We start from the raw sequence: 21338 nt of genomic DNA, 5'->3' as shown, positions 1-21338 counted from the left end.
CGTTAAAAGTTAGAAGTTTTCCTTTCTTCATCCGTTAACATGTCCCAAAGGTCTACTATATGTGAAATGTGTGCCGTTACCAAACTTGTACTGTTTACTTTTAATTCTTTTTTTATCATACCTTTTCGTAAGCAAGCAGAATTTTTAGTTCCTGTAATAAGATAATCTAAAACACTCATTCCATAATCATTAACAGAATGATATTTTGAGTAATTATGAATCCATTGTATCCAAGCATTTGCTACATCAACTACCTCCTTTTGATTATTTAAATACTTCAAGGACCGATCTATATTAAGACTCATATGTGGTTCATTCATTCCCATAAATTTTGCAGGGAAACACACTAACCACTTAGAAAATAAAGCTGCCCATATTTTCCATATCCTCAATCTTTCCGCTTCAGCGTATTTGCCCCAGTCAATTGCTTTGCTATCATATTCGTCTCCAAATTTATCAAATAAATCTTCGACATACATGGATACTGACTTTCTTTCAAATTGCTTTTGAAAGTATATTATCAATTTCTTTACATTCTCTTCACTGAAATCGTTTACGCTACTAAACATGCCTTTCAACATTCCGTAAACAACATTGTAATTTTCAAAACGTTGTAAATACTCTGTTTTTTCAAAGTCTAATTTAGCTGCATAATTTTTAAACAAATAAAATATTGCCCTACTCCGAATGACTGCTTCATCACTTAACAGTGTATACTCTAAAAATTCTCGGGACAAATTGTCAGCTAAACTGCTGGATAAAATATCATAAATTTCTTTTTTGCTAAAATTTTCTTTCTTTCGTACTCGTTCTTCAATCTCTTCTAATGTAAAATTAATGTCTTTACCCCAGAAATCATCCATATTAAAGAAATCAAAATAGTGCTTTCCATCCATTTGATACCAGCATTCATTACCATTCCATTGCATATACTTGTCTGCTGTGCGACCGTTTCTAATATTTTTCATAAAATCTTTCTGCACCTGTTCATTCAAGTTATCAAAATTTTGATCCAAATACAAAATAGAAACATCTCTGATTGCTGGAAATATAGATCTGCTACCTTCTACAATACAATCTATTATCATTTGTTCTCTATCAAATTCCTGACCTAACTGGCACAAACTGCAAAAAGCCGCATTTGATGAAAGCGAACCGATTGCCCTGCGCATATATTTAATATATTTTTCTATATCCCAATCATCTTCAATCTCTTCTTGTAGCAGTAATTTACTTGCATATGTGTAAATTGGATGAAGAAAGTAAATCTCATTCGTAATGCGCTCTTTGTAAATATATCCTTTTTCACATAATACCCGCAGAATACTTATTATATCTTCATCCAGTTTTGGCATTTGAGCATATACCGGAAATTCTTGATGTATATGTGAGTTTTTTTGTCTATCTCCTATAGATACAGTTACTTCTTCTTCCATTTTTTGGCGTATAGAAACTGATTCTTCATTGCTGCAAAGAATATACGCCAAATCCTTTACACTAACCGACCTAACTGTATTGCAAAAGCATCCTAGCAAAATAAAAATATCTTTATATGTTTCTCCATATGACTTTATTTTCCTACAAACTTCTTCTGAACTAATTCTAGCCTGTTTAATAATTTCATCCGTTGACATATGTGTTAATACATTTATATTCTGCACACTTAATAAGAGATGCCGCATCTCGCCAATTTCCAAAAAAACAGTTTCATCATGGTGGTCAAAAGATCTTTTTAATCTTTCAAAAACTTGCAGACTCTCATCTGATTCTCCATAGAATCGTAACCATATTTTCTCAGCCTCTTCCTTACTTGAAATTGATGTATTAATCCACCCATTACCCTGAATTTTGCACTCTTCAATCTGCTTTTTCTGAAAAACGTCAAGTAGTATATCTAACCGGCTGGTTATGATTACTTTTCTATTAATGGATAGCCTATCGCGTATTAAACCTTCAATTTTATCCCTTATTTGTATATAATTCTCACTTTTCCCAATATGCCCAAACGGATCTTCAATCAGTAACAATCTTGAATCATTTTCTGGAGACATTAAAAAATAATATGCCTCTTGATCCTCTATTATATTGTCAGTCAGTTTCACATAATATCCATTATCTTGCAACTCCTGAGCAATCGTCTTTGCAATATATGTCTTTCCGGAAAATGGTACTCCTGTTAAAAGTAATAAATTTTTTTGTAACAACTCACTCTTTAGTATATCTATGCTATCTCTTTTATAAAAACTCTTATCTTCTGGTAAAACACGACTAAACCTTTTATTTTTTAAAATTTCTCTGATCAAAGCAGTAATATCTTCTCCACTGTCCCTCCCCTGACGAACAACATCAAGCATTTGGTTCATTACATCTCTGCATATCATTTTTGGGATTTGATACTGTTCTTTAAGGATGATGTAAATTTCTCTTTCTATCTGATCTTTTCTTTCAATTATATACACACGACCCAATACCTTGTTCAGCTCATTTTTTTTCTGATTAAAATACTGTTCAATATGTTCTTTTCTTTTCCTTCCCAATTCATTTTTGTTATCAATTCCCTTTAGCATCCGCAGTTTTAAATCTTTTAACATTTCTGCCGAAAAACATATTTTATTTTCTTTTATTTCATTTTCTTTACCTACAAACTTACTAACATTATCTGTGCATCGATTATTTGTCACAAATACTAAGTAATTTGTATCAGATTGTTGTATTCTATCCAAAATAAAACAATCTGATTTGCTTTTTTGAAAATGCGCTAACCATGTGGCAAATTCGTCATACGCTATTTCGGATGCCTTCTTTTTTACCTGCAATTCTATATGGTAAGTTTTATCTTCCAATTGATACGATAATTTTGCATCCTCAAAACTCTCATTTTCTACCAAAACTTCAAAATGATCCATTTCTAAATATTTCAAAATCATATATAATGTTACAGTATACTGATAATCAAATCCCTGCGCTCCAACTATTTCAACTGACATATCTTCTCTTTTATACCTCACATTCTTTTTTTCTGCGTAGTTTCTATAAAATTACTTCAAGAATACTATCTGAATTCTTTCTACTTATCTTTCCAATTCTTTATTGCAACTTTCTTTCGTTAATGCCATTTATCATTTTTTCTCAACTATGTCAACTACAAGTTCCAAAATTTAATTGCCTGATTTAAATGTACCACTTCTATTTTTTGTTCTAAAGTATATATGTTAATTGAACCAATATCATGGAATTTCATTGTATTTTAGATGTAAGCCAAATTAACTTACAATTGACTCTGCTTTTTCTCTATAATCCAATACTTCAAAAATTTCTTTCATATATTGTATCACAGATCATTTTGTTTTGGAGATTACTTTCCTCTCAAATGGGCAGAAGAAAACCTCCAAATCTATTATAGACTTGGAGGCTTGATTCCAACCATTTTATTCACAGAAAACTGTTTTCCTGCTACTGTAAAAGAACTATGCAAGTGCAGGTTCTTTCCCTGCAATAATCGCTTTCACTTCTTCTATATCCTTATCTGTAGCTGAGGCTATCTGCTCTGCTGTAAAACCATTCTTGTACATATTAAGAATAATTTTGGCTTTTTCCCTTGCTGCTCCAATCGCAATACCATCTTCTTTTATTCCCTGACTCAAGTTACACATAACGCTCACATCCTTCCTGAAGTTCTCCTCAATAGGAATATCGTATTCATTTCCAATTATGTTTAGTTTTTCATCTATTGTAAGTTCCTTGGATAACAATGCTCCCAGCAGACGGTGCAGTTCATACGTCTCATCATGTTCCGGCAGATTCTTTGCCAGTCCAAGCATGATGATATTCAGCAGGTCAAGATTTCCCTTCCATTCATAGGAACCAATCAAATCTTCCTTTGTGAGATGCACATGGCTCATGCTGCTCTCGTCCATGTTCATACATACCCAGATGGAATATACACGCTTAATGTCATCGTAGCTGGAGTTCTCAAAATCACGTTCTTTTTGTGATGAAATCAGTCTGCTCACATAAAAGATTGCCCGGTTTAAGATTTCATATCCCGTCGGCTCGTCTTTCTGTGCTTCTACATTGATGATAATCTGTGACAATCCGTCTTTCATGCGCACATAAAAAACGATATCAAATCTTACCAGACCTTCATTGATCTCTTCATTTTCTGTGTTGAAACCGACCAGTCTTTCACCATTTTTTTCGCCGGCTGCATTTGTGAGTCCAGGCTCTACCGGTACCGTACTGATATGTGGTGTTCCCTCGATGCAGTTGACCACATCCTTGGGATTCATGCCCTTAAACTCATCAACTGTTTTTACCAGTATATGTGCCAGTATGCTCTTCTGCCCTAACAGACGCTTTGCACTCGTATCATACTGTGCATCCTTGTCTGTTGCTTTCACTGCATTTTTTAATTCTGTATTCACTGGTCTTCCTCCTTTTTGTAACAGATATAGTCATCCCCAAAAAGGCATCTGACCACACCTATATTATAACTTACCCATTTCTTTTATACAATCAATTTTTACATTTGAAAAAGGAACATAAGAAAAACTCCAAACCTGTCATAGACTCGGAGTCTTGATTCCATCCATTTTTTACATTGTCTGCACCGGTGCATGTTGTTCCTGCTCCTCATGCTCCAAAGCATCCTGCTCTGATACATGCTCTATATTTTTCGCTGCTTCCTGCACTTTTGCCATATACCGGATTTTAATGCTGCTGTAATCAACCCCTGCCGGTTCCAGCACTTTTTTCTCTAACATGTTTAACATCGCCTCGGTGTCAAATTTTCCCTCAAAATAAAGTTCCTCATCCACCTTTATCGGTACATCCATTTCTTCCGGTGAACTGCCAAGGATCGTCCTCCAGCGTCCGGCTACTTTTCCACACATTTCCATAAACCGCTCATGGATATCCGGCTGTTCATTACAGGTCTGCAAAATCCTTTGTGCCACCTTTCTCCATGTAGGTGTCTCTATCCATTCTCCCGGTGCGAACTGGACTGCCAGCGGTCTTTTTCCTTTCAGTTCCGCCGGGGACACCGTAATAAGGCTGCTTTCCCGGATTGTATCTTTCATGTCTGTCCACATTTCTCCACTCCGGTACATCTGGAGCAGTGCATCACATTTCGTGTTTACAAGCTGTAACATTTCCTCCCTCAGTTCTTCTATCAGTTGCTCATAATTCATACGCTTTTCTCCTCCCGTCACACAATCTTGTGTTTCTTTCTTCTATATAATCTTTCTTCCGCTTATTTCCCTATTACACACTTTTCTGTTCCTATTGTTCTGCACTTGTTTCCTATTTTTTATGCCAACAATAAAACGCCCGGATTATCGGGCATTTTATTCTTACCATAAACTGGCAGGAACAACGTTTCCTATTTACTTGCTGCCATTCCTGCCGCAGCCTTACTCATATCGAATCTCCTGTTCCATGACAATGCCTGACTGGAACTGTATCAGCAGTTTCTCGCTGGATTCCACCTTGATGGTCGAGATCAGCCGTCTGACAAGGTCATTGTCGAACTCCGGTATCTGGCAGGTGCTTGTGCTTAAGTAATGGTCGATATCTTGGATTCTCTGTTCATAGCTGTCAGCCATCCGTTTCTCGTTTCTGGCTGTTTTCTGTGCCTCTTTTAGGGCATTGATTTCCTCTGCTATGGTGCGGTAGCGTTCATCAAACTCCGGTGTGTAGGAGCCGGTCTTTGCATTCTCCGCAATCAGTGCCACCATCTCTTCCTGCTTTTCTTTTATCTTTTCTTCATATTCCCCGGACTCTTTTGCGGTGTTGTAGTTCCCGATGACATGGATGATGTTCTGCCGGAAGTGTTCCATAAATTCCATATCATCACTGGTGATCCTGTGGATGGCTTCCATCACCGCCCTGTTTAATGCGTTCTCTTCGAGTGTTTCGGATTCCCCGCATTTCTTCACTCCGTTGGTCAGCCGGTTGCTGCATCTCCAGACCACTTTCTTTTTCCCGTTTCTCGCCCAGGTGACTCTCCGGTACTCCTGCCCGCATTTCCCGCAGATCAGCATGCCGGTCAGTGCATAGGTGGAGGAATACCTGCTCCTCTGGTTCTTTTTCCGGGTGACAGCCGCCTTGCATAAGGATGCCCTCCGCATCATCTCTTCCTGTACCCTGTAGAACAGCTCTTTCGGGATGATTGCCTCATGGTCATCTTCCACATAATACTGCGGTACGATTCCAGTGTTCTTGACTTTCTTTTTTGTCATGAAATCCACCGTATAGGTTTTCTGCAGTAATGCATCTCCCATGTATTTTTCATTGCGGAGCATTTTGTCTATTACCGTGGAATGCCATTTGCCCTGCCCTGTGGCGGTCTTGATTCCCTGCTCTTCCAAATGCTTTGCAATCTTTCCGGTACTGTAGCCTTCCAGATAAAGGCGGAAGATCAGCTTTACGACCTCTGCCTCTTCGGGTACGATGACCAGGTCCCCGTCCTCGTTTTTGGTGTATCCCATGAACTTTGTGCAGTTCACGATGACCTTGCCTTTTTCAAATTTCCTCACGACTCCCCAGCGGATGTTCTCACTGATGTTGCGGCTCTCCTCCTGCGCCAGACTGCTCAAGATGGTGATAAGGATTTCACCGGTTCCCTCCAGTGTATTGATCCCCTCTTTCTCGAACACCACCGCCACGTTCTTTTCCTTCAGCTTTCGGATGGTCACCAGTGAGTCTACCGTGTTCCTTGCAAACCTACTGACCGACTTTGTAAGGATCATATCGATTCTCCCGGCAAGGGCATCCTGTATCATGGCATTAAAATCTGCCCTCTTTTTGGTGTTTGTTCCACTCTTTCCATCATCCGCATAGATGCCTGCATTTTTCCAGTTTTCGTTTTCGGATATCTTGCTGGTATAATACTCCACCTGTGCCTCGTAGCTGCTGTCCTGCTCTTCCAGTTCCGTACTGACACGGCAGTAGGCAGCGACCTTCATTTTCTTCTCTGACAGTTTCACATTCCGGTCATACTGCACCTTGGCAGGTATCATGCTGATCTTTTTTGCTGTTTCTGCCATCTGCTCTCCCTCCTAATCCTTGTATCCGGCTGTGACACGGCTCCCATTGATAAACTCTACTTCTGCCATGTTTCCACCATGCACCCAGATGCGTGCGATTATTTTTCTATATAAGTTTTTATCAAATGTTTCCAGTTCCTTTTTTCCTGCAAGGATGCTTTTGATCTCCCCTGTCCGGAACTCCCCATCCCTGACCTCCAGTGTCAGGTAGCGTTCCTCTGCCCTTTCATAGAGCAGTTTCATCCGGTCTGCTTCTGTGCTTTCCTGCTCTTCTTTCATGTGCTGCAGGTTCCGCTCCAGAATCCGGTACTGCGGGCTGACCTTTTCCTCCTGCCTTTGTACCCGGAGCAGGCCTTTGTTCCGTATCACTGCATTGATGGCTTCCACACACACCTGCTTTGCCTGCCCGTCTGTAATAAAACTGTTCCTGCAGTTTTTTGCTCTGCCAGTCACATAGTTCCTGCACTTCCACTTGGCAGTGCCGCCACGCTCTTTTTTGTGACTCGGCTGGATATGGCTGCATACTGCCCCGCATTCTGCACACCAGATGACTCCTCCGAAGAGGATTCTCTCATCCCTGCCGGGCCTGTGGTCTGCCCTTCCAAGCTCTGCCCTCACCTTTTCCCGCCTGCGCTGGACTCTCTCAAACAGTTCTTCTCCTATGAGCTGCGGATAGTATTCTGTGCCAAGGTAGCTTGGGTTTTCCAGTATCCTGCCGATGGATGCATGGGTCCAGGACACTTTCCCTTTTGCATTGCATATGTTTCTCCCTTTCAGGTTCTGGGCGATCCTGCCTGCCGCCACTCCGCTGTCATAATCTGTAAATATCTGTTCCACAATCTTTCTCTGCTCTTCACAGATGGTGATTTTTCCATCCACAACCTTATAGCCGATTGGCATGTGCCACTGCATCCTGTCCGCCTCCCCTCTCCGTCAGTTTCAGTCCGTTGTGCAGGCAGAAGGTGATATCGTGTTCCTTGGAGACCACAATCTTCTCCGCTGTCATTTTAAACAGTTGCTCGTCAAACTCCTCCCTTAATCCGTCCTGTTCTGCGATCAGTTGGATAAGCTGTTCGGTCCACACGATTTCTTTTGTCCTCCGCAGCTTTCTGGTCAAAAGTGTCTTTTTTCTCCTGCATTCCGTCAGTTGCCAGCCAAGTTTGTTACTGCTCTCCATAAAAAGAGCAGAGTCCATATATCCTTTCCTCATGACTTGGTTTAGGATTTGGCTCTGCTCGCTTATATCTTTGATTTCCCTATCCAGTTGTCTGATTTCCTCACTGTCCTGCCTTGCTGCCACAAGTTCTGTCAGCTCTTTTAACAGCGGCTCTAATATCGTTCCCTGATTGGTGTACAGCTTGTTCCACATGTCTGTAAAAGCCCGGTGCAGTACATCCTCCCGGATGGCTTTCATGCAGCAAGTCTCTTTATCCTCCACATGTCCGCTGCACGTCCAGATGATTTTTTCATATGGTTTCCCGATGTAGATTTTCTGCCGCCGGAAGGTTTTTCCGCACTCCCCGCAGATGATTCTGCCGGAAAACAGGTATCTTTTGGTGTAGTCACTCTTGTTCATGTGCAGTACATCCACCCGGTATGCCATCAGGTTCCGCACCGCTTCTGCCTCCTCATGTGTGACGATTGGCGGATGGCTGTCTTTGATGAGATACTGGTTTCTCTGTCCGTTGTTTACCCTGCGGACAAATGGGAACCTTGTTTCTGTATAGGTTCTCTGCTGTAGCATATCTCCCTCATAAATCGGATTTTTCAGAATGTCCTGTATCACCCCGTCCTGCCACTTTTCTGCACCCCGGATTGTCGGAATGCCTTTCTGGTTCAGTGCTTTTGCTATCACATACACTCCCATGCCGTTTAAGTAAGACTCATAAATCCACCTTACGGTTTCTGCTTCGGATTCTATGATGACTAAATTTCCATCCTCATCTTTTTCATAGCCATACGCTGGTGTGGATATGATATAGGTTCCATCCTGAAAGCGTTTCTGTATCGCCCAGCGGTTGTTGCTTGAGATGTTTTCTGATTCCCCCTGCGCCACCGATGCCAGAATGGTAATGAACAGTTCGCTTTTTTCTGACAGTGTGTTGATGTTCTCTTTCTCAAAGTAGATTCCAACACCTATCTCCTTCAGTTTTCGGATGGTCTGGATGCATTCCACCGTATTTCTTGCAAATCTTGTGATGGATTTCGTAAGAATCAGGTCGATGTTCCCATCCTCACAGTCTGAAATCATCATCTGGAACTCATCCCTGTGTTTTACGTTTGTTCCGCTGATTCCTTCATCCGCATACACCCCGGCAAACTCCCACAGAGGGTTGCTCTCGATCTTTTCCGTATAGTACTCGACCTGTGCAGTATAGGAAGTTGCCTGTGCCTGACTGCCGGTACTGACTCTGGCATACCCGCACACTTTCAGTCTGCGTTCTTCCTGTGTATGTTTCTGCTCTTTTGCTGCCTTTATGACAGTCACTTTTTTTGCCATGCTATTTTCTCCTTTCCCAGTATTTTCAAGGGTTTGCACTCCCTGTCAGCAACATACACTACCACATAGTCCTTGATATATCCAGTGTTATTACAGATATACTTTTGCCAGTTCTGGGGAAAAGGTCTTGACATTCAAAACCCGGATTTTTTCCCATTCTTCCTCGGTTAACAGCTTATCTTCATGCATCCTTTTCAAGAGAATTTCGGCAATCTTATACCGCACCTCATTCGCTCCGCCTTCCATCATCTCTCCCCCTTTTTCCTCCCGCAATTTAAGTAAGTTAAATTCATTCTCCCAAGAAAAACACTTCCGCCCAGAAGAAACACCTTTACATCATCCCGATTTCAGCCATGGTTGCTGCCTCATCCTCTTCCCGGAAATACTGTTCCGCTACATCCCTGCTGACTGAAAGCACCTCTCCTGCGTCCTTTTCTCCCATCTGGATCGGGATTAAGAACGGATGGATTTCCTTGCAGAATTCCTGATTTGGACAGCTATTGATAAAATAGCCGCAGGTATCTAATATCAGCCTGTCACACATATCTGTGATGACGATCCTTTCAGCCTCAAACATGTGGCTGCCGATATAATTTGCGATATTTTCTGCCGTGGTCGAGATATAGTCCTCTTTCCGCTCCCCTCCATCACTCGGATAAAGATAGGCATATCCTGCCCTCTCCGTTTCAAAAATTTTTAACATCATTTCCGTATCTTCTTTCTTCATCTCCTGTTTTCCTCCATTCTGCATTTTTCAGCTTTTCTTAACTCCACAAGAATACGGCGGAAGTCACCCTCCGCCGCATGGTTTCTGTAATTAAGTCTTACTGCCATAATCCTTCACTTCATAAATAAAAAGTGTCTGTTCCTATTCGTCACTACTCCCCGGAACCGAAACGCCGCCAAAACAGAGAAGAAAAAATCCCAAAGCCGGCATTTCATGGGCAGTCAGTCCAGACTGTCTTTGGTCCCTGCCACTCGGACAGGCAGACATCACAGGTATCTCACCTCCACCACTGCGTGCTGGCTAATCTCAAGGTGTATCATTATAGGCCATTCCCCTCTTCGCGCCTGTCCACCACAGACAGGCTGTACCCCGGCTTTCCCGCTCGGCTCCTTAGATGCGGTCTTTTTCACAGCATGGCTGGCAGAAAGAACATCTGCCCGATTGCTGCAGGAGTGTCACTGCGCCCCGGTTACGGCTCATGAAACGGCTAACGTATCTGAACTGCTGGATATGGCTGGCAGGATATGGCGTGATTCCATCCTGCGCTCGGAGCCCTGCATTCCTCTCCGGCATTTTTCAATGTACGTTTTGTCTGCCTGTGTCGTATCCACACACGAGACATGAGAGGATTCCCGGAAGAGACCATCTGTCCAGAAAAAGTTCCTCTCATAAGGTACTCACAGAAAAACACGTTTTGAGGGGGTATTAGTCAAAATATTTTTTTATTTTCTTTACCGCACCGTTTATGCTCTCCCGGATGTTCTTCTCTCCAACCCCTTCTTTCGCTGCGATCTGCCGGTATGTCATGCCCTCAAAAAAATAAAAATGCAGCCGCTCTCTCTGCACTGGGGTGAGTGACTGCATTGCTTTCTGCAGGGTTTCTATTTCCATCTGCCGGATGACCGTATCCTCTACCGATTCCCCGGTCAGCTCCACCAGATCTTCCGTTTCTCCTTCTGTATATCCGTCCTTGGTCGTATGTCTGATATCCCGCATTTCCTGTGCGTGGGCTTCTTTGCGGAACGTATCGGCAAGTGCCTCGTAGACTTCTCTGGTCACATAGGTGTATTCCAGCTCTCCAACTGCATCTTTATAAAAATCCTTTACTCTGATCCTGATCCATTCTGACATTCAAATGTCCTCCATTTCGTAATTTTTTTGAAATGAAGGACATCTGGCGGACCTCTGGGTTCTGCTTTACTGGAAAAAGACAATAAAAAAAGGTGCTGTTCCCATGCAAAATAAAGCATGCAAAACTGCACCCAATTAATTATTGTATTTCTTTGTAAACAGTATATAAAAGTTCTTCTTGGCTTTTTATTCCTATGTTTTATAATTAACCTAATTCGCTTGTCTAGTAGGATTTAAAGTAATTAATGGTTCCAATGTGTCTCAGATAAGTCACAAAAGCATTGCCTTCTCCCCAATATGGTTGGTCTAGTCAATTAATTTACGCTATACTAGAAGTACTACTTCTTCCAGCTAACGGTATTTTTCACAAAAAAATACTGCCATATCCATGAGTAATCTCTACTCGACAGATATTGCAGTATTTACCTCTTGCAGCAACGATTTATTTACGAAATTCTTTCATTCCTGCCGGCTGCTTCGGCTGATGAAGAACATACATACATCTGCTGTCTGCCGCCATTTTCACAGAATTACGAGCTACCTTCTCTAAAATTGTTGCTGTGATATTAGCCTGTTTCTTTGACATAATGAACACCTCCTATTTTTATTAAACAGGAGTATAGCATTTCTTACCTAATTCTGTACCTTATAAGTTGAATTTCCGACATAATACGTCATTTTTCCTCTATGGAATTACTATACAACACCGCAGATGCCTGAAATTCTCCATTTTCATACTGGGTGAACAGTTCTCCATCATAATCAGCCAGTGCCTGTTCTACCGAGGCCAGACCAATTCCGTGACAGCCGGTATCCTTCTTTGTGGTAAGGTATCGTCCGCTGCTGTCTTTTTTTAATTTCCCTGGACTACCATTTTTTATACAAATCTGGAGCATTTCTTTTATATAAGTAGCTTCCAGTATGATATATCGCTGCTCCTGCGGCAGCTTCCTACAGGCCTCAAGTGCATTTTCCAGCAGGTTTCCAAAGATAATGGCAAGGTGTCCGCTCTGGAACGGTAGTACAGACGGAATAAATACCCTTGCCTCAAACTGGATGCCGTCCTTTTGTGCAAGAGCATACTTATGGTTCACAAGGGAATCCACCACGATGTTTCCAGTGTGGGAGATTTCGTCTGCATCGGTTCCGATACCGTCATCCAGCATCTTCTGTATGTAATCACCGGCTTCTTTTGTCTGTCCGGCATTTACCATGCCAAGAATTCCCGATAAGTGATTCTTCATATCATGCCGCATCCGCCGCAGTTCCAGATAATAACCTTCCCGTTCCTCTGCCTGACGGCTGCATAAATCTAACTGTTGTTCATACAGCCTGTTCCGGGACTGAAGTTCCGCTGCCTGTCCCATCCGGTCATACACCATAAAAATCACGTAATTGACAAGCAGGAGAAGTATGCCAGCAGCCACCGAGAAAAAAGAATATTCCGCATATAGCGCCGTCATAAGAAAGATATGGTGCATCATGTAAATGCTACTTGCCGGTACCAAAAGGGTTATGATGAAATAACGCAGCGGGATTTCCGTATACTGTTTTTTCTTTGCATAACGGCCAAGTAGTACTGAAAACAGAAGCATACACATCTTGGATATGAAGCTTCCAGCAACATCAATGACGCATTTGTCTGTGCCAACTGCCTCTAAGGCCAGCAACACAATGACTTCTACCAGCATCCATACCGTACAGATAAGAAGGGTGCTGATACAACGTCTTTTCAGACTCTCTTTTCTTGTAACGGTATTGATCATAAATACCATCAGGATATTCCCGACCAACAGAAACTGCGGAGGAAACAGGATACCAAACCCTGCCATAACAAGGAAGGCATAGTATAAAAGCCAGCCTATCATGCCTGCGGGCTTCCTGTTTCCCGGTCCGAAAAGAATCGTTATACATCTCTGTATAATCAGAAGCTGCAATGCCGGAAGCAGAAAAGCCGATATAATTGAAAGATATCCCCTCATTCAATGACCACCTTTCCAGCTGCCATTGTGCAGAGCTGGCGGCGTACTTCCTTCTGTCTATCCTCACTGATTTTCAGTTCAATCTCTTTTTCATTAATACGGATTGTTATGTTAAAAAAATTCATCTTCGTTATATAATCATAATTCACAAGGAAAGACTGATGGATACGCAGAAAATATTTCCGACTATTTGCCAGTTCCTTCTCTACGTTATTCAGTTTTCCATAAAAATATGCAGTGCTTCTATCTTGAAAGAAAATATGTACTACTCGGTTACGGCTTTCAAAGTACACAACATCTTTTAAAGATACCTTCTGAATTTCCTTGTTGAACTTAAACTGGTAAAATACCTCCGTTTCACCTATCCGATGACAGGCTTCCTTAAAATACCGGCGGAATTTCTCCTTATCCAGCGGTTTAGAAAGAAAACGGAAAGGCTCTACCTCAAATAGTTCCTTTAAATATTTATCATATCCTGATATATATATGAGCAACACCGAACGGTCTGTTTCACGGATTTTTCTTGCGGCGGAGATGCCATCAACCTGTTCCATTTCAATATCTATAAAAATAAGTCCGTAGCGCTCTCCTGACTGTATACTCTTCAAAAGTATATTCCCATCGAAAAACACATCCGTATCAACCCGCAATCCCATACTACGGCTTTCCTCTAATACAAGATTCTCAAGACTTCCCGTAAAGCCAAGGTCATCATCACATATGGCTATCTTCAGCATTTTTAAGTACCTCTTCTGCTATATCTGATTCCCCTTCTTCCAACTGTGCCTGTTCCAAACGTTTGAGAAGACACTGGAGTGTCTTTTTGTTCGTGTCCGTCAGGTTGTTGTAGCGGAGTACAATGTCATAGCACTGATCCATCTCCTGATTCATGCGGATCTGCCCGCTCAAATCCCGTTTTATATCGGACAGCCCGAGGATATAGTCAGTGGTAACATTAAAATACCTTGCCATGCTGATAAGCAGGTCTGTGGAGATGGCACATGTGTCTTTTTCCATCTTGCTTACCGCCTGCTGGGTGGTGTTGATTATAGTCCCAAGGGCTTCCTGTGACATGCTGTGGCTCCTGCGGAGCTCACGGATACGGTTCTCAGTCATAATTGTGACATCCTTTCTAATAACTATTTTACATAATTATTGGTGATTTGCTCACAACTGTATAATGTAAATAGTTTACCCATTCCCGTATATTCTTCCCTTATTTCCATCTCCTATAATCACAGACAATACATAATATTCTTCACACTTTTCTCAGCAATCTTCTTATGATATTTAAAAGTGAATCTTCATCAGAATGCATATTCCGCTCCATCGGGAATCTAATTCCGCTTGAAACGGGATGGTCTTTTCCGCCCGTTCGGGAAGTCATTCCGCTCCAAACAGGAAAGGTTTTAATATATGTTATAGTTTTTTTCGTAGTTAAAAAATTCATTACGAAGGGAACTATGACTATGCATGACTACAACACAATTGTTGGCGTTATCAGCCTTCGAAACGATAAGGTTTCATATCCGGTAATACGTCAACGCTATGGTATTGGTAACAGTGGCATAGACCTAATCATGAACCGGTACAAAGAATCCGGTTTGCCCTGGAAGGATTTTCTGAAACTGGAACCTTCACAGATAGAGGAACTTATCTATCCTCCTAAAAACATTAGGAAAAATGATATTCCTATGCCGGATTTTGAACTCTACTATGAGAGGATGATGACCAAAGGCAGCCGTGTAAATATGTTTTACTGCTGGCTTGATTACAAAAGCGAACATCCAAATGGATACCAAAGTTCACAGTTCTATGAATACTTTAATCGATTCATAGAAAAGAATTATGGTGGTGACAAAGTTGCCATGGCCGTGGAACGTATCCCCGGTGAGAAGCTGTATATCGACTGGGTTGGTGACCAACCGGAACTTCTTGTGGACCCTCACACAGGTGAAATAAGAAAGATTCATGTATTCACTACCACACTTGGTGTAAGCAGTCTTGTTTATGCCGAATGTTTCCTCGATGAGAAGCTGCCAAGCTTCATTCAGGGAACCATTAATGCCATTACTTTTTATGATGCAGTCCCTCGGTATCTTGTACCCGACAACTGCAAAACGGCGGTTACTAAGCATACCAAGGATGAGTTTGTATTAAACACCGCCTATCAGGATCTTGAAGAATTCTATAACGTAATAATACTACCGCCTCCGGCGCGTAAACCAAAAGGCAAACCATCTGTCGAGAGCCATGTACGGTATCTTGGAACTCATCTGATTGAGAGACTGAAAGAAGGTATTTATACTTCCTTGGAATCTCTTAATGATGCGACGCAAAAAATAATAGCGGACATCAACAGACGTGAGTTTCAGAAAAAGATGGGTTCAAGAATGGATGCATACCTAAGGTACGACAAGCCGCAAATGAAAACGCTGCCAGGCGATAAGTATTCAACCTGCGACTACAAATACATTCTTAAGATTCCTGATAATTATCATCTTGAGTATGATGGCCACTATTACTCTGTATTGTACACATATCGTGGCCAGCCTGCAATCTTAAAGGCCACACCTACAGAGATAATGATTTGTGACCGTAACAATCGCTTTATATGTAAGCATAAACGATCATACAAAGGCTTTCCGAAATACATTACAGATGACAGTCATATGAAGCCTGAGCATCTATACTATAAAGAGGTTAATGCCCGTGACGGAGACTACTACCGAAGATGGGCATCCGCTTACGGCGAGTGTACAGCCGAACTGATTGATCAGGTTCTGCGTTCCGCAAAGCACGAGGAGCAGGCTTATAACAGTTGTGCTGGCATTCTTCATTCCTGCAAGGCTATTCCTCATGGAATTGTTGAGGAAGCAGCTCGTAAATGCATGCTTGTAAGTATTCATACTTTAAAAGAGTCCTAGGAAACGTTGTAAACAACATCAATCCCAGTGGTGGAGGGAAATCGCTTCCTAACCACGAAAACATCAGAGGAAAGGACTTCTACAAGTAAAGGTGAATACGAATGAAAACTAATAAATTAACCGCTGAAGAAATGGTCATTGCAGACCGTCTCAAGCAGATGAAAATGTCAGGTATGGCCGAAGCTTATGAGGAACAACTGCTCAATCCAAACTCAGATCTGGTAAGCTTTCAAGACAGATTTTCTGCCATTATAAACTTCGAATGGGAACTTCGATTTAACAAGAAGTTCAATCGATTTTTGAAGAAAGCAACACTCCGTTATCCTCATGCATCCTTTGATGAAACCATCTATGAACCTGATAGAATGCTTGACACCGAAACGATTGAACTGCTTTCTACCTGTAAATGGTTGGATGAAGGAAGGAACCTTCTTATCACCGGCGCTACAGGAGCAGGTAAATCATATATATCAAATGCATTGTGTATTGCCGCAATCAGGCAGTTCAAAACCGTCAAATACATCAGGGCTAATACTATGATGAGCGAAATGGATCAGTCCAGAATCAAGGGCACCTATCTTGATTACGTAAATCACATGGCCAGACTTGATACGCTGGTCATTGATGATTTCGGGCTCATGGATTTGGATCTCGATAAATGCCGCGACTTCTTCGAAGTCATCGACAGCAGGGATAATCAGAAATCCACCGTTATCGTTTCACAGTTACCGGTGAAATCCTGGCATGACCTGTTTGCGGATAATACCTATGCGGATGCATGTCTTGACCGTATCATTCATAAGGCATTCCGCCTTGAATTGAATGGAAAGAACATGCGTAGTCCGATTTAGCAATTAAAACTTCCCGTTTGGAGCGGACAGCCTTCCCGCTAAAGCGTGCAGGCTGTTCCGTTCAAGCGGAATACGAACACAACTATACAATGTAAACAAATTACGCTGTATTCCGTGGTTTTTTTGAATCTTATACAGCAAATTTATTTTTTGAAATTGGCATAGTGAAAGAATAATAATAAGATTTACCGCAACCATTCCTCAAATCACCACCTGACGCGTATGCCTTTTATCTTGCTTATATCCGTCCAAAGCCACTAAGGCTCCTTCACAAAGAATACATGTCGCAAGGTACACAAATGTAAACAAGGGCAGAACCATCCAAACGGCTCTGCCCTTGCACAACTATTCACATATCATATATACCCAATTTTAAATTTTCCCTAAATCATAATCCATAAGTGTTTAATTTCGTTATACTCCAAAATCAAACAGCTACTTTTTATCTTATTCCTTTAATTTTTTGAAACATATAATACATTTTTCTTTTTTATATTAATATATATAATCCCCACAAATAGATTCACAAGGTAGATATATAAAATATAAATATAGTCACTTTTATATTCCGGAAAAAAAGAAAAAATAAATAACACAAAATTTGCAATAAGCGAAACAACTACAGTATATCCCTGTATAAAACTAATGATATTTCTAAGTTCTTTTATATTATAATTATATTTCTCATTATAACCACCTATCAAGCTGTAATCTTCACTATTCAACGCATTTTGTAGTACAAACCATATAATAACTGAACATATTACCGGTGGTCCCACAGGAATTAAAATTTTTTGTAAGATATTGTCATTTTGATTAGCTGCTACAATTATCGTTATAACAGTTAATATAATATTTATACTCAATAATATAATCCATATTTTATTCGTCTTACCTTTCATTTTTATTATCTTTCCTTTTTGTTCTTCGCCCATAATACACTCTATGCTGATATTTAATCTTTTTGATATTTCATTCAATTGCATAGAATCTGGTATCGTTTTTTCACATTCCCAATTAGAAAGAGTCTGCCTTGTTACTCCTAATTCGTTTGCCAATTGTTCCTGTGTGTACCCTAATTTCATTCTTAGTTCTTTTATGTTTTTACCGATACAGATTTTCTCCATTTTAACTCCTTTCAGCACCTCTTAATTAGTGACACAAATAGTAAAAAAGTTTCCTATTCTATACTCTGTAATACCAAATTAATTGCAAGCACTTACTCTACAAAATAAGAAAGGAATTATCTTTATTTTTCAATTTCATCTTATCAATGCGATTGCTTTAATTCAAGCATATTATCTTTGCATGCTGCAAAATATGTTTTACGTTCTGCTAAATTTACTAAAAATAACACCTCTATATCACCTTCCGTCAAGCTTTAATATTATAGTTATATTTTTCATCCCCAACATCCACAATCCTGTTTTTCAACACCGTTTTACTGAGCAATATAAACTTTTGTTATTTCAGTCTAATCAGAAACCGATATTCTCGTTTCTTCCTGTCCCTCCTAAACATTCCCACAACCAAGCATTACAATACCATCGTTTTTGATACCTATTGAAAGTGACTATTGTAGTTTTTCAAAAACTCATGCGAATTCATTGACTCTCTGGTTTACTCACCCCAATCTAGTGTACTGTATCATTGACTTTCAGCTAAATAACGCAGGATAAATTTTCAGTCTGCAAGGCGGAGGAATGAGGCGTAGCGGTGGCTACGTCGATTGACGACAACGCAGCAGATGAAAACTTATACAAGTTATTTGGCGAAATGTCAGTGATACAGTACACTAGTTTGTTATTATGCTCCCAAACATCTTCTTTGCACAATACTTGATAATGATATCCTTGTAATCCAACATACATTATCCTCATTACCGAAACTGCATCTCTACCGTTATGGGAGAGAACAATCATAGCCAAAGCTTTCTATCAGTTTACATTTGAAATACGTACGTTTTATTCACCAAAACCGGTCATTGAGCTTCGCAATATACAAGTGACCAACGATATTTTAGTTCGCCAAAAATAACTTCATCTATTTACGCTTATCTACGCTCAGTAACATATCTATTCTAGGAATTTATGTTATAGTATGCCAAATAGCAAAACTATATACGTTAAAACAAGAATGTAGCATTTTCTTATTTCTTAGAATACTTTATAACCTCCACCTGGTGATAAAACAATTTTTTTGTCAAATATATCTAAATCCACTCCTTGATGAGATGCAATAATAATTAGAGCGTTATTTTCATCTCTATAATTTTCTAGCAGTTCAACTAAATCCCTCTGCGAATCCATATCCAATCCTGTAAACGGTTCATCCAATAATAGTATTTTAGGCTTTTGCAAAAACATTCTTACTAAAGCAATTTTTTGCTTCTCTCCAACAGATAAATTATTTCCCGTATCATTAATTTCCGTTTCTATACCATTAGGCAATCTTTCAACCAGCGAATGAATCAATGTAAAATATTTCGATCTCATAATTTCATTTTCATCTTTACTATCATGGAATAATAAAACGTTGTCTTTCAAAGAGCCCTCAAATATAAATGGTTTTTGTGTCAACACATATATTTTTTTTCGATATGATTCAATGCTATATTCTTCTATACTATTTCCATCAATTTCAATATCTCCTATATAGCCTTCATTTATAACTCTTCCTAAAATATACATCAATGTTGTTTTACCCGACCCATTTATTCCGACCAAACCTACTATTGTACTAGAACTAAGTTCCAAGGACGTTATATTCAAAATAATTCTATTTCCACTTGAATATTTAAATTGTAATTTATTTATGGTGATTTTCTCCCGAAAAGCTAATTCCTTCTTTCCGGTATATAAATCTTCATTTCCCAAATACTCTTGGTATCTACTTAAGTTAATACGAATCTCCTGAAAATTCAGGAATATACGTACTATAGTAACCATCGGTTCAATAGCTTTAATAGACAAACCAGAGAACACCATATATTCCCCAACTGTAATCGTGCCCCGATAAACCATAATTGCTCCGAATATCAAAATCATTAATCCCCATAAATTATTAATAAAAGAACCTATCGTCCCAAAGAATTGTAATAAAAATTTACTTGATATTGTACTATTTTTAAATTTTTCCATGCATTTTTCCATGCATTTCATTTTATAATTTTGTAAATTTAATAATTTCACATCTATTATATCTCTATAATCAGTATTTACTTGCTTGACTAATTCCTGTTCTATCTTTGTCTGTTTCTTTATAATCCGTTGTGTCGGTTCTTTTACTAATACTATAATTACAATTTGAATACATACAATCAAAAACAACCCTAATGCCAATGTTCTCGACCAATAAATCAAAATACTTCCTAGTAATACAAAATAAATAATTGCACTAGGCACTTGTATAAAAAGAGTTAAGCCATATTCACATACACTTGATATATCTCGAAACATTCTATAATATAATTCGCTATTATTAATTGAAAGAAGAAATGAGTACGATGAATTCATTACCTTAAGAATATCGGTAATATTAGTTTGCGGATAGGAGATAGATGTGGTGTCTTTAAATAAAGAGATTTTTAAGATGTAGATTGCTCTATGCAACAAATTCTTCGTTATGGATTTGTACGATTAATTCGTCACAAAGTCATAATAATCCGGCAAACTAATTTCAGAAACTATGTTCAGAATATTTGGAAAACTATGAAGCTATATTAAATAACGCAAGAATGTTAATTCTGTTATTATATTGTGATGTGGCCTAATATATAATAATACCACAAAATTTAGTAGATAATAAACCAAGTAAACAAATAGTTTTTCTTGTAAATTGTGATTTTAAACTTTAGGAATCACAATTTTGCTAGGTGACAATATGTAATTGTGTAGCAATAAGGTGTGGGAGTCTTGGTTATCCATCAAGCCTAGGATGTATTATGCTACTGAAAATGGAATTATGGGTTACAGTAATATTTTGAAGAGGTGAAAATTTGGGTGAAAGAATTAAAAAAATTATTATCGGAAATAAATGAAGAAGCAAGAAAATATAAGAAAAATATAGTGACAATTTATGCCATATCAATTTTATTGTCAGTAATTACAATATACAACAGTTTGTTGAATAAATTAGTTATTGACGAAGTTTTTTACAAAAAAAATATTAATTA

Annotated in this window: 17 protein-coding genes; 2 read left to right on the top strand and 15 right to left on the bottom strand. The window is 39.5% G+C overall.

What is annotated here, in order from left to right; translation table 11 throughout:
* Positions 1–2 precede the first annotated feature (2 nt).
* From PGQ33_RS14100 to PGQ33_RS14040, 13 genes are all read right to left on the bottom strand, one after another.
* A complete protein-coding gene (locus PGQ33_RS14100; protein WP_270205933.1) occupies positions 3–2987 on the bottom strand; it encodes a hypothetical protein in 2985 nt (994 codons plus the stop codon).
* A 480-nt stretch (positions 2988–3467) separates the two neighbouring features.
* Positions 3468–4424: a hypothetical protein gene (locus PGQ33_RS14095; RefSeq protein WP_270205932.1), complete on the bottom strand. Its 957-nt coding sequence runs from the start codon at positions 4422–4424 to the stop codon at positions 3468–3470.
* Positions 4425–4595: 171 nt separating this feature from the next.
* Positions 4596–5189 carry a hypothetical protein gene (locus PGQ33_RS14090; protein WP_270205931.1) on the bottom strand — a complete coding sequence of 198 codons (594 nt, stop codon included), beginning with the start codon at positions 5187–5189 and terminating at the stop codon, positions 4596–4598.
* Between the two features lie 222 nt (positions 5190–5411).
* Positions 5412–7046, bottom strand: a complete 1635-nt coding sequence (locus tag PGQ33_RS14085; protein WP_270205930.1) for a recombinase family protein — start codon at positions 7044–7046, stop codon at positions 5412–5414.
* A 12-nt stretch (positions 7047–7058) separates the two neighbouring features.
* On the bottom strand, positions 7059–7958 hold the full coding sequence (locus PGQ33_RS14080; protein ID WP_270205929.1) for a recombinase family protein: 900 nt from the start codon (positions 7956–7958) through the stop codon (positions 7059–7061).
* Entirely contained in the window at positions 7930–9546 is a 1617-nt protein-coding gene (locus PGQ33_RS14075; RefSeq protein WP_270205928.1) for a recombinase family protein, read from the bottom strand. The genes PGQ33_RS14080 and PGQ33_RS14075 overlap by 29 nt, the downstream gene beginning before the upstream one ends.
* A 90-nt stretch (positions 9547–9636) precedes the next feature.
* Positions 9637–9795, bottom strand: a complete 159-nt coding sequence (locus tag PGQ33_RS14070; RefSeq protein ID WP_270205927.1) for an SHOCT domain-containing protein — start codon at positions 9793–9795, stop codon at positions 9637–9639.
* 82 nt (positions 9796–9877) lie between these two features.
* Positions 9878–10273 (bottom strand): hypothetical protein, encoded by a 396-nt coding sequence (locus PGQ33_RS14065; protein WP_270205926.1) that lies wholly within the window; start codon positions 10271–10273, stop codon positions 9878–9880.
* 705 nt (positions 10274–10978) lie between these two features.
* Positions 10979–11404 (bottom strand): RNA polymerase sigma factor, encoded by a 426-nt coding sequence (locus PGQ33_RS14060; protein WP_117947233.1) that lies wholly within the window; start codon positions 11402–11404, stop codon positions 10979–10981.
* Positions 11405–11846: 442 nt separating this feature from the next.
* On the bottom strand, positions 11847–11990 hold the full coding sequence (locus tag PGQ33_RS14055) for a cyclic lactone autoinducer peptide (RefSeq protein WP_015521376.1): 144 nt from the start codon (positions 11988–11990) through the stop codon (positions 11847–11849).
* 88 nt (positions 11991–12078) lie between these two features.
* The gene (locus tag PGQ33_RS14050; RefSeq protein WP_270205925.1) at positions 12079–13386 is read right to left on the bottom strand and encodes a sensor histidine kinase; all 1308 of its coding nucleotides are present in this window, start codon (positions 13384–13386) and stop codon (positions 12079–12081) included.
* Complete coding sequence (locus PGQ33_RS14045) at positions 13383–14123, bottom strand: LytR/AlgR family response regulator transcription factor (RefSeq protein ID WP_015521373.1); 741 nt, start codon at positions 14121–14123, stop codon at positions 13383–13385. The genes PGQ33_RS14050 and PGQ33_RS14045 overlap by 4 nt, the downstream gene beginning before the upstream one ends.
* The gene (locus PGQ33_RS14040; protein ID WP_270205924.1) at positions 14101–14502 is read right to left on the bottom strand and encodes a helix-turn-helix transcriptional regulator; all 402 of its coding nucleotides are present in this window, start codon (positions 14500–14502) and stop codon (positions 14101–14103) included. The genes PGQ33_RS14045 and PGQ33_RS14040 overlap by 23 nt, the downstream gene beginning before the upstream one ends.
* A gap of 353 nt (positions 14503–14855) precedes the next feature.
* On the opposite strand from PGQ33_RS14040, the gene PGQ33_RS14035 reads away from it, so the two are divergent.
* Together PGQ33_RS14035 and istB are read left to right on the top strand one after the other, a co-directional pair.
* Positions 14856–16313, top strand: a complete 1458-nt coding sequence (locus tag PGQ33_RS14035) for a Mu transposase domain-containing protein (RefSeq protein WP_270205923.1) — start codon at positions 14856–14858, stop codon at positions 16311–16313.
* A gap of 101 nt (positions 16314–16414) precedes the next feature.
* Positions 16415–17164: an IS21-like element helper ATPase IstB gene (istB, locus tag PGQ33_RS14030; protein WP_015521371.1), complete on the top strand. Its 750-nt coding sequence runs from the start codon at positions 16415–16417 to the stop codon at positions 17162–17164.
* 455 nt (positions 17165–17619) lie between these two features.
* Here the strand turns inward: istB and PGQ33_RS14025 are convergent, their stop codons facing one another.
* Positions 17620–18291, bottom strand: a complete 672-nt coding sequence (locus PGQ33_RS14025) for a helix-turn-helix domain-containing protein (protein WP_015521370.1) — start codon at positions 18289–18291, stop codon at positions 17620–17622.
* Between the two features lie 1029 nt (positions 18292–19320).
* Complete coding sequence (locus PGQ33_RS14020) at positions 19321–20679, bottom strand: ATP-binding cassette domain-containing protein (RefSeq protein ID WP_270205954.1); 1359 nt, start codon at positions 20677–20679, stop codon at positions 19321–19323.
* Positions 20680–21338: the final 659 nt, after the last annotated feature.

The sequence above is a fragment of the Coprococcus sp. AM100_B19A genome (assembly GCF_027662015.1).
GTDB classification, from domain to species: domain Bacteria; phylum Bacillota; class Clostridia; order Lachnospirales; family Lachnospiraceae; genus Allocoprococcus; species Allocoprococcus comes.
The sequence above is the reverse complement of the archived record's forward strand: the minus strand, read 5'-3'. Positions and strand labels throughout refer to the sequence as shown.

Excerpts from the sequence above, each read along its gene's own strand:
- PGQ33_RS14080 (WP_270205929.1), bottom strand. The coding sequence starts at position 7,958 with ATGCAGTGGCACATGCCAATCGGCTATAAGGTTGTGGATGGAAAAATC.
- PGQ33_RS14100 (WP_270205933.1), bottom strand. The coding sequence starts at position 2,987 with ATGTCAGTTGAAATAGTTGGAGCGCAGGGATTTGATTATCAGTATACT.
- PGQ33_RS14090 (WP_270205931.1), bottom strand. The coding sequence starts at position 5,189 with ATGAATTATGAGCAACTGATAGAAGAACTGAGGGAGGAAATGTTACAG.
- PGQ33_RS14050 (WP_270205925.1), bottom strand. The coding sequence starts at position 13,386 with ATGAGGGGATATCTTTCAATTATATCGGCTTTTCTGCTTCCGGCATTG.
- PGQ33_RS14060 (WP_117947233.1), bottom strand. The coding sequence starts at position 11,404 with ATGTCAGAATGGATCAGGATCAGAGTAAAGGATTTTTATAAAGATGCA.
- PGQ33_RS14045 (WP_015521373.1), bottom strand. The coding sequence starts at position 14,123 with ATGCTGAAGATAGCCATATGTGATGATGACCTTGGCTTTACGGGAAGT.
- PGQ33_RS14065 (WP_270205926.1), bottom strand. The coding sequence starts at position 10,273 with ATGAAGAAAGAAGATACGGAAATGATGTTAAAAATTTTTGAAACGGAG.
- istB (WP_015521371.1), top strand. The coding sequence starts at position 16,415 with ATGAAAACTAATAAATTAACCGCTGAAGAAATGGTCATTGCAGACCGT.
- PGQ33_RS14075 (WP_270205928.1), bottom strand. The coding sequence starts at position 9,546 with ATGGCAAAAAAAGTGACTGTCATAAAGGCAGCAAAAGAGCAGAAACAT.
- PGQ33_RS14035 (WP_270205923.1), top strand. The coding sequence starts at position 14,856 with ATGCATGACTACAACACAATTGTTGGCGTTATCAGCCTTCGAAACGAT.
- PGQ33_RS14070 (WP_270205927.1), bottom strand. The coding sequence starts at position 9,795 with ATGATGGAAGGCGGAGCGAATGAGGTGCGGTATAAGATTGCCGAAATT.
- PGQ33_RS14085 (WP_270205930.1), bottom strand. The coding sequence starts at position 7,046 with ATGGCAGAAACAGCAAAAAAGATCAGCATGATACCTGCCAAGGTGCAG.
- PGQ33_RS14020 (WP_270205954.1), bottom strand. The coding sequence starts at position 20,679 with ATGAATTCATCGTACTCATTTCTTCTTTCAATTAATAATAGCGAATTA.
- PGQ33_RS14025 (WP_015521370.1), bottom strand. The coding sequence starts at position 18,291 with ATGGAGAAAATCTGTATCGGTAAAAACATAAAAGAACTAAGAATGAAA.
- PGQ33_RS14040 (WP_270205924.1), bottom strand. The coding sequence starts at position 14,502 with ATGACTGAGAACCGTATCCGTGAGCTCCGCAGGAGCCACAGCATGTCA.
- PGQ33_RS14055 (WP_015521376.1), bottom strand. The coding sequence starts at position 11,990 with ATGTCAAAGAAACAGGCTAATATCACAGCAACAATTTTAGAGAAGGTA.